Annotated in this window: 8 protein-coding genes; 3 read left to right on the top strand and 5 right to left on the bottom strand. The window is 58.5% G+C overall.

Features of this window, described 5'->3' with window-relative positions; all coding sequences use genetic code 11:
- Positions 1 to 74: 74 nt before the first annotated feature.
- Positions 75 to 362 carry a hypothetical protein gene (locus tag BMY36_RS12230; RefSeq protein ID WP_050518965.1) on the top strand — a complete coding sequence of 96 codons (288 nt, stop codon included), beginning with the start codon at positions 75 to 77 and terminating at the stop codon, positions 360 to 362.
- A 140-nt stretch (positions 363 to 502) separates the two neighbouring features.
- On the opposite strand, the gene BMY36_RS12225 is transcribed toward BMY36_RS12230, so the two are convergent.
- Positions 503 to 1,057, bottom strand: a complete 555-nt coding sequence (locus BMY36_RS12225; RefSeq protein WP_050518964.1) for a lipid-binding SYLF domain-containing protein — start codon at positions 1,055 to 1,057, stop codon at positions 503 to 505.
- Between the two features lie 152 nt (positions 1,058 to 1,209).
- On the bottom strand, positions 1,210 to 2,214 hold the full coding sequence (hemB, locus tag BMY36_RS12220; protein WP_050518963.1) for a porphobilinogen synthase: 1,005 nt from the start codon (positions 2,212 to 2,214) through the stop codon (positions 1,210 to 1,212).
- A 151-nt stretch (positions 2,215 to 2,365) separates the two neighbouring features.
- Here hemB and BMY36_RS12215 point away from each other — a divergent pair, with 151 nt between their 5' ends.
- Both BMY36_RS12215 and mfd read left to right on the top strand, forming a co-directional pair.
- The gene (locus BMY36_RS12215; protein ID WP_050518974.1) at positions 2,366 to 2,896 is read left to right on the top strand and encodes a hypothetical protein; all 531 of its coding nucleotides are present in this window, start codon (positions 2,366 to 2,368) and stop codon (positions 2,894 to 2,896) included.
- A gap of 3 nt (positions 2,897 to 2,899) precedes the next feature.
- A complete protein-coding gene (gene mfd / locus BMY36_RS12210) occupies positions 2,900 to 6,334 on the top strand; it encodes a transcription-repair coupling factor (RefSeq protein WP_050518962.1) in 3,435 nt (1,144 codons plus the stop codon).
- A gap of 28 nt (positions 6,335 to 6,362) precedes the next feature.
- Here the strand turns inward: mfd and BMY36_RS12205 are convergent, their stop codons facing one another.
- The 3 genes from BMY36_RS12205 to BMY36_RS12195 form a co-directional block, all read right to left on the bottom strand.
- The gene (locus BMY36_RS12205) at positions 6,363 to 6,899 is read right to left on the bottom strand and encodes a peroxiredoxin-like family protein (protein ID WP_050518961.1); all 537 of its coding nucleotides are present in this window, start codon (positions 6,897 to 6,899) and stop codon (positions 6,363 to 6,365) included.
- Positions 6,900 to 6,989: 90 nt separating this feature from the next.
- The gene (locus BMY36_RS12200) at positions 6,990 to 8,198 is read right to left on the bottom strand and encodes a multidrug effflux MFS transporter (protein WP_050518960.1); all 1,209 of its coding nucleotides are present in this window, start codon (positions 8,196 to 8,198) and stop codon (positions 6,990 to 6,992) included.
- Between the two features lie 163 nt (positions 8,199 to 8,361).
- The gene (locus tag BMY36_RS12195) at positions 8,362 to 9,018 is read right to left on the bottom strand and encodes a DsbA family oxidoreductase (RefSeq protein WP_050518959.1); all 657 of its coding nucleotides are present in this window, start codon (positions 9,016 to 9,018) and stop codon (positions 8,362 to 8,364) included.
- Positions 9,019 to 9,039: the final 21 nt, after the last annotated feature.

Here is a 9,039-nt window from a genome sequence, read left to right as displayed (position 1 = left end):
GCGCTCATGCGAAAGCTGATTGAACTCGCCAACGCCCTCATCAAAGCAAACCGAAATTGGGTGATTAAAGAGGCTTGATCAAGACGGATACTTTGGTTGCTCGCCAGGTGGAACGGCATTTCACGTCCGTCCTTCGGGAGCTGACGATAGCCGGCATCATGCCCGCCGTGGATGCCTCATGCCTCGGCGCACGCATCTATCGCCGGTCCGATATGGCGTCGTTTCTCGCCTCGCAGGGGACGCCGCCATTTATGCTGTTTAATAAAGGAAAGGATGCACCTATGGACGCTCTTTTTGGCAATAAAAGCGTGATATCTGACAATAATGGCGTTTTTTGTGAATCCGATGATGTCATTTTGTGAATCCGATGCGTCACCCATCTGGTTCGGCAGAACGCGGCGTCAACGAAATCAGTTACTTAAGGTCCAAAATTGTGCTTTTTATGGGTGAATCTACATGTGGATGGCATGTTTCCCAAACACGCCGCCTGCAAGACCGCCGTTTACGGGAGGATGCGGGTATATTTGGTGCCCGCCAGCGTGGCGCCCGCAATAAGCCCGGATTGGCCAAAGATAAGCGCGACCACAGGATCAATTTCGGTGGTATCCTTGCCAATGCTTGCGCCTTGGTCTGGGGTGGCATAGCGAATATCAGCCCCTGCGGCCCAACCGGACGCGCGGCGGAAATCACCAAGCGCGCTTTCGGTGAGGAAAAACAACGCGTGGGCATATTGCTGCGCGCCGATCTGAAAGCCGATGGTGGCACGGGTGGTGGAATAGTAATCCACCGTCACATCATTGATGCGCAACGCCCCTTGGCCATAAGCGGCACCGATGCCAAAGCCCGCCTCGGTGATCAGGGGCATGAACAGCACCCCTTGGCTTTTCGCGGCCAATTCGCGGGTGCCGGGATAGCGGCCAAACAGGAAATCGCGGGTGGCATCGACGCGGGCATCAAGTCGGGGCGCGCCGCCGCCGCCGATGCCGTTTGCACAGCCCCCCAGCGCCAAGGTCGATGCCGCAGCACCCATGAAAATCCGCCGATTCAAAATTGTCATCTGCCGCCTCATTTTACTTGCGCCGGGGTAGGTCCACGGTCGCTGTTTGTACAATTTATTGGGCCTGACTGGCCTTGATGGCTAAGGATAGCGCGGTTTTGCCCGTCTGTCATCTGTTTGGGTGGGGGTGGGCGTATTCTTGCCCCCCGCCCTTAGCCGCCATTGTGCAAAATTTGTGCCACACGCGGGGCGAAATAGGTCAGCACGCCATCGCATCCGGCACGGCGAAACGCCATCATGCTTTCCAGCATCGCCTTTTCACCATCAATCCAGCCGTTTTGCGCGGCGGCCATGATCATCGCGTATTCCCCCGACACTTGATAAGCATAGGTCGGCGCGCCAAACGCATCTTTGACTCGACGGCAAATATCCAAGTAAGGCATACCGGGTTTGACCATCACCATATCTGCGCCCTCGGTCAGGTCGCGCTGGACGAGGCGCAGCGCCTCATCCGTGTTGGCGGGGTTCATTTGATAGGTTTTCTTGTCGCCCACCAAGCGCGACCCGGCCCCCACCGCATCGCGAAACGGGCCGTAAAAGGCCGACGCATATTTCGCCGCATAAGATAGGATGGCCACGTCGCGGTGGCCCGACATTTCCAACGCCGCGCGCATGGCCCCGATGCGCCCGTCCATCATATCCGATGGGCCAAGGATATCTGCGCCCGCCTCGGCCTGCGCCAATGACATTTTCACCAACGCCTCGATCGTTTCATCGTTCAGGATGATACCGTTGCGCACCAAACCGTCATGGCCGTTGATGTTATAGGGGTCCAGCGCCACATCGGTCATTACGGCGATGTGGGGCACCGCAGCTTTGATCGCGCGAATGGCGGTGTTTGCAAGGTTGCTTGGGTTCCACGCCTCGGCGCAATCCTCGGTCCGTTTGTCTGGGTCCGTGTAGGGAAACAAGCAAATCGCGGGGATGCCAAGGGTGGCCGCCGTTTCGGCCTGTTTGACAATCAGATCAACCGACAGGCGCGAGACGCCGGGCATCGACGCGATTGGGTCCGTGATATTCACGCCGTCGCGCACAAACATGGGCCAGATCAGATCATTCACCGACAGCGCATTTTCCTGTGCCAATCGCCGCAACGCATCGGATTTGCGCAGGCGGCGAAAGCGGGCGGCGGGATATTGACCGATGGTGGGCGTCATGATGTCTCCTGCGGCTGTGGTGCATCTGCAAGGGATGCGAGGTATTTGTTCTGGGTGGCATGGAAAAGCCCGCGCCTCAAGAGTAGGAATGTGACAAGTGCATGCGGCAGTTGTGCCGTGGGTCGATGAAATTGACGAAAAGGGCCGTGCAGTGAGTTGGTATCAAACGATTTTCGATCTAATCGACATGCGATCCTTTTCGAATCTGTGGTTTTGGATTGCATTGGCGGTTTTGTGGTCCACGGCCAGCCATTGGGTGCTGGGTGTGCCGTTTGATATGGTGGTGCGCGCGCGCAGAAAAGGCGGGCAGGCGGCGCAGGATTTGCATGATATGATTGGCATCAATACGCGGCGGATGCTGTTTATCGCCCAAGTGTCGGGGTTGTGGTTGATTGGATTGACCACGTTTACCATGACGATTTTGATCGTTTTGGGCTTCTTTTATGACATTGAATTTGCGCAGGCGGTGTTTTTGTTGGCGGCCCCGATGATGTTGGTCTGGGCGCTAAGCCTGTCGACCGCGCGGCAAATTGTTGCCGATGCGCTGGAGGAGGAGGCGTTGTACCGCCGCCTTGGCCGCCATAGGATGACCGTACAAGGCATTGGAATGGTGTCGATTTTCATCACATCAATGTGGGGCATGTGGCAAAATATGCAGGTTTTTAATCTGTGGATGCGGTGACCTGTGGCTGATCGTATTTTTCTTGGCGGTGCGCCCGAAGGGTTTGATGCGGCCCTGCTGGCGCGCGAATTGGGGCGTGGTGCGCCCGTAATCCACATCGCGCGCGACGACAAGCGGTTGGAGGCGATGCGCGAGGCGCTGGCGGTCATGGCGCCCGATGTTGTGGTGCTGGAACTGCCTGCGTGGGATTGCTTGCCCTATGATCGCGTGTCGCCCAACCCCGACATCATTTCGCGGCGCATGGCCACCTTAGCCGCGCTGGCGCAAGGGGTGCCGGGGCCGTTCGTTTTGCTGACCACGCTGAACGCTGCCACCCAGCGGTTGCCTGCCCGGGCGGTGCTGCGCGAGGCATCGTTTTCCGCGACCGTTGGCCACCGTTTGGATGAAAGCGTTTTGCGCAATTTCCTAACGCGGATGGGGTTTACCCCCAGCCCAACGGTTGCAGAACCGGGTGATTATGCCATTCGCGGCGGGATTATTGATATTTACCCGCCGGGGCCATTGGGGCCTGTGCGCCTTGATCTGTTTGGCGATGTGCTGGACGGTGCGCGGCGGTTTGATGCGCAGACCCAGCGCACCACCGAAAAGCTGACAGCGGTGGATTTTGCCCCCGTGTCTGAGGTGATCTTGGACGAGGCGGCGATTTCGCGGTTTCGCCAGAATTACCGGGTGGAATTTGGCGTAGGCGGGGCCGACGACCCGCTGTATGAGGCAGTAAGTGCGGGGCGCAAGAACCAAGGGATGGAACATTGGCTGCCGTTTTTCCACGCCACGCTGGAAACCGTGTTTGATTATGTGCCCGGCGCGTCCGTCATGCTGGACGATCAGGTGACGCCCGCGCGGCTGGCCCGTTGGGACAGTATTGATGACCAATATGACGCGCGGCAGGAAGCGATGCGAGCCAAAGGTCGGGTCGACAGCGTCTATAAACCTGCGGCCCCGGGGTTGTTGTATTTGGATGATGCGGCTTGGGCAGCTGTCGTGGCGGGTTTGCGTGTGGTGCAATTGTCACCGCTGGCGCAATCGCCGGGGCCGGGTGTTTTGGATGCAGGTGGGCGCATGGGGCGCAGTTTTGCGCCAGAACGACAGCAAGAAAACATAAGCCTGTTCAATGTATTGGCAGATCATGTTCATGTATTGCGCAAAGAGGCGAATGTGGTGATTGCCAGTTGGTCGGACGGGGCGCGCGAACGGTTGCGCGGCCTGTTGTCGGACCAAGGTGTGTTGGGGGCGGTGGATATCGCCGATCTGCGCGATGTGACGGGCAAGGGCGGGTTGTACCTGATGATCTGGCCGTTGGAGGCGGGGTTTACCGCCCCCGGACTGGCCGTGATATCGGAACAGGATGTGCTGGGCGACCGCTTGGTTGGCAAACCCAAACGCAAACGCAAGGCCGATAATTTTCTGCGCGATGTGGAGACGTTGAGCCCCGGCGATTTGGTGGTGCATGTCGAACATGGGGTTGGCCGTTATCACGGGCTGGAGATGATAACGGCGCTTGGCGCGCCGCATGAATGTATCAGCATTGAATATGCGGAAAACGCTAAGCTGTATCTACCTGTTGAAAACATTGAACTTTTAAGCCGCTATGGCCATGAAGAAGGGTTGTTGGACCGTTTGGGCGGCGGCGCGTGGCAGGCGAAAAAGGCCAAGTTGAAAGCGCGGATCCGCGAGATTGCGGAACGCCTGATGCGGATTGCGGCGGAACGGCATTTGCGCAAAGCGCCTGTGCTGGAGGCCCCGCATGGCATGTGGGAGGCGTTTGCCGCGCGGTTCCCCTATACCGAAACCGAAGATCAGCTGACCGCGATTGCCGATGTGGTCGCGGATTTGGAGGCGGGCAGCCCGATGGACCGTTTGGTGGTCGGCGATGTGGGCTTTGGCAAAACCGAAGTGGCGATGCGGGGCGCGTTTGTGGCGGCGCTGTCGGGGATGCAGGTGGCGATTATTGCGCCCACGACCTTGCTGGCGCGCCAACATTACCGCAGCTTTGCCGAACGGTTTCGCGGATTTCCCATCAATGTCAGGCCCTTGTCGCGGTTTGTTAGCGCAAAGGATGCAGCAGGCACGCGCGCAGGGATTAGTGATGGTACGGTGGATATTGTGGTGGGGACCCATGCCGTGTTGGCAAAAGCGATCAAGTTCAAGAACCTTGGGTTGTTGGTGATTGACGAGGAGCAGCATTTTGGCGTGGGCCACAAAGAACGGTTGAAGGAAATGCGGTCTGATGTGCATGTGCTGACGTTGACCGCGACGCCGATACCGCGCACGTTGCAACTGTCGCTGACGGGGGTGCGCGATTTGTCGATCATCGCGACGCCGCCTGTGGACCGGCTTGCCATTCGAACCTATGTGTCTGAATTTGATACAGTAACCGTGCGCGAGGCGTTGTTGCGCGAACGGTATCGCGGGGGGCAATCGTTCTTTGTGGTGCCGCGCATTTCGGATTTGCCTTTCGTAGAGGATTTTTTGAAAACCCATGTGCCGGAGGTGAATTATCTGGTGGCGCATGGGCAGTTGGCGGCGGGTGATTTGGACCAGCGCATGAATGATTTTTACGATGGAAAACATGATGTTCTGGTTGCAACCTCTATCGTTGAATCAGGTTTGGATATTCCAACCGCCAACACGATGATCGTGCATCGGGCCGATATGTTTGGCCTGTCGCAACTCTATCAAATTCGTGGCCGGGTTGGGCGGGCCAAAACGCGGGCCTATTGTTACCTGACCACCAAACCGCGCGCGCCGTTGACGCCGCAAGCGATGAAACGGTTGCGATTGTTGGGCAGTCTTGACAGCCTTGGCGCTGGTTTCAATTTGGCCAGCCATGACTTGGACCTGCGCGGTGCAGGTAACCTGCTGGGTGAGGAACAATCGGGCCATATCAAAGAGGTTGGGTATGAGCTGTATCAATCCATGCTGGAGGATACGATTGCCAAGCTGCGGTCTGGCGAAATTTCGGGGCTGGCCGAGATGGACGATCAATGGGCGCCGAACATCAATTTGGGCGTTCCTGTATTGATACCAGAGGTTTATGTGCCCGACCTTGACCTGCGGTTGGGCCTGTACCGCCGTTTGTCGGGCCTTGCCACCAAGGTGGAATTGGAAGGGTTTGCGGCCGAATTGATTGACCGTTTTGGGCCGTTGCCCAAAGAGGTGAACACCCTGATGCTGGTCGTGCGGATCAAGGCGATGTGCAAACGGGCGGGTATTGCCAAGTTGGACGCGGGGCCAAAAGGGGCCACGGTGCAGTTTCACAACGATAAATTTGCCAATCCGGCGGGGTTGGTGGATTTCATCAAAGCCCAAGCGGGTGCGCGGGTGAATGGCAACAAGATCGTGCTGGTGCAGGATTGGAAAACCGAAGGCGAGCGGATCAAAGGGGCGTTTGGAATTGCCAAAGCGTTGGCCGAGAAGCTGTTGGAATTAAAGAAATAACGCGCCCCGTGTGGGGCGCGCCAAAATCTTAGACGGCGCCTGTGTATTCGCCGCGGGCAGGATAACCCTTATCAATCGCAAAATCCAATGCGCCCAAGAGTTCTGAGAAATGCGGCCGCACGAAGGGCATGGTTTGCACGCTCATGTAATAAAGCGTTTGATCGGCGTTCACCATGAACAGACCGGGTTCGGAAAACAGCGCTGGTTCTTCAATCCCGATGGATGTTTTTCCGCGTGAGGTGGAGATATAAAGCCCCCAATCGCGCGCCAAGGTCAGCGGCAGGGAGTGGGCGAAGCGCAGGTGGCTTGCCTCAATCTTGTCGGCCATGGCTTTGGTCCGTTCCTCAGCATCGGAGGAAATTGCGATGGTGCCAACGCCGCGTTTGGCAAATTCTGGGGTTAGACGCTCCAGCTCCTTCAGATAAGTGGCGCAGAGTGGGCAGTGCAGGCCACGGTAAAAGGCGATGACGGTGCCGCGCGGCGTGCCCGGTTGCGACAGATCGAACTGGCCGCCGCCCAGCATTGGCAAGGAAAGATCGGGCGTTTTTTGGCGTGGAATAAGCATCATTTTTCTTTCTTGTGATCAGATGCCGGACCCTAGCCCGCGCGCGGGGGGATGTATGCGGCAATTTGCCCCAAACAAGTCACGATTGTATCAGGATTTATCCTTTGGCATCGACAGCATCAACGCCAGCGCGATTGCGGCCATCACGGCCACCCCTGTGATCAAAGGCAAAATTGTGCCGTCAAACGCCAAGCCCAAAGGGACGGCGAGTGCGACGGCCAGAATGGTGGCAATCGCCCCGGTGACGGACGCGGCCATACCCGCGATATGGCCCACGGGTTCAAGCGCGAGCGCGTTCAGGTTGCCCAGCGTTAGCCCCGCCATTGCGAACACGCCGATCATCCACATCACGAAAGCGGGGAACACCAGTGGGGTGGGCAACGCGCCTGTTAGGGTTAGGGCGACAAGGCTGCCAGACAGCACGATTTGGCCAATCAGCGTGCGGGTGATCAGATAGCGCATCCCGAGGCGGCCAACCAAAACCGCATTCAAGGGGCTGGCGAACCCGGCACAAACCGCGATCAAGGCAAACCACAGGGGAAATTCGGGACCGCGCCCAAAAGGCACCTCAAATATCGGTTGCGCGGAGGAGAGCGTGCCAAAAAGTGCCCCAAAAATAAGGGTTTGCACGCCGATGCTGATAGCGATGGTGCGATGCGACAACACCTCTCGCAAGGCGGCCCATAGGGGGGCGGCGCGGAAGGGGCGGCGGTTTTCGGGTGTCAGGGTTTCGGGTTGGCGCAGCATCAGCCAAGTGAGGGAGATAACCGAGAAGATCACAAACGCCAAAAAGATGGAGCGCCAGCCAAAGGCCGCGATAATACCCGTGGCCGCCAAGGGGGCAATGGCGGGGACAAGCGTGAAGATCATCATCGCAAAGCTGACCACGCGGGCCATATCGCGGCCTTTGTACAGGTCGCGCACCAGTGCCAATGACACCACGCGCGGGGCGGCGGCCCCCAGCCCTTGGACCACGCGGGCCAGCAGCATGGTTTCCAATGTGGGGGCGATATAGGCCGCAAAGGCCGCCGCACAATAAAGAACCGCGCCAAACACGATCACTGGCCTGCGTCCGAAGCTGTCGGACAATGGGCCTGCGAAAAATGTGCCAAGGCCCATGCCCAAAACGAAGCTGGTCAAGATGAGTTGTGCATTGTTGGGGGCGAGTGGCGACAGTTCGGCCGCAATGGTGGGCAAGGCTGGCAGCATGCTGTCGATGGAAAAGGCGATGGTGGCGAACAGCATCGCGATCATGGCGATAAATTCGGGTTGCCCCATGCGTTTGGCGGTTTGGGTCATGCTGGCTGGCCTTTGGTCTGATCGCCGGATCTGCGCGCGCGCCCATTTTGGGCCGCAGGCAAGCGCAAGTGCGCCCGGGCGTATTGGTGCGGATATCGCCTGTCGGTGCCACAAGGGCAAGACGCAAAAGACCGCCCCAAGGTCACAGGGGCGGCATTTGGGGTTACATAACCGGCCCGCTACCGTCTGGCGTGGGTGCGGCCAATTCATCTATCACCTGTTGCCATGTGGCGACGGGCTGCGCGCCGGACATGACATATTGCTGGGCCACAAGGAACGCGGGCACACCCGACAGGCCTTTTTGACGGGAATCGGTGTCGCGCGCGATTAGGTCTGCGCGGTCGGCGTCAGTGGCCAGCAAGCGTTCGGTGGCGGCAGGGTCCATCCCTGCGGATTGGGCCAGCGTGATCAGGGTGTCGGTGTTACCAATATCCTGACCATCGCGAAAATAGGCGCGAAACAAGGTGGATACCAGCGCGGCTTGCCGCCCCTCCAGCCCGGCCCAATGGATAAGGCGTTGGGCGTTCATCGTGTTGGGGGTGCGCTGGATTGCGGCAAAATCAATCTCGACGCCCGCATCCTGTGCGGCGCGTTCGATGCGGCCATACACCTCCACTGCTTGTTGTTTGCCGCCGAATTTGCGTTCCAGATAGGTGCGGCGGTCCATGCCTGTTGCGGGCATGTCGGGGTTCAATTGGAACGGGTGCCAAGCGATGGCGAAGGGGTGGTTGGGGCGGCTTTCAAGCGCGCGGTCAAGGAACGCTTTGCCGATGTAGCACCAAGGGCAGATCGGGTCGGAAAAGATGTCTAGGCGGATCATAGGGCGGGTCCGTTTTGGTTT

Source organism: Pseudorhodobacter antarcticus (assembly GCF_900110135.1).
GTDB lineage: Bacteria > Pseudomonadota > Alphaproteobacteria > Rhodobacterales > Rhodobacteraceae > Pseudorhodobacter > Pseudorhodobacter antarcticus.
The sequence above is the reverse complement of the archived record's forward strand: the minus strand, read 5'-3'. Positions and strand labels throughout refer to the sequence as shown.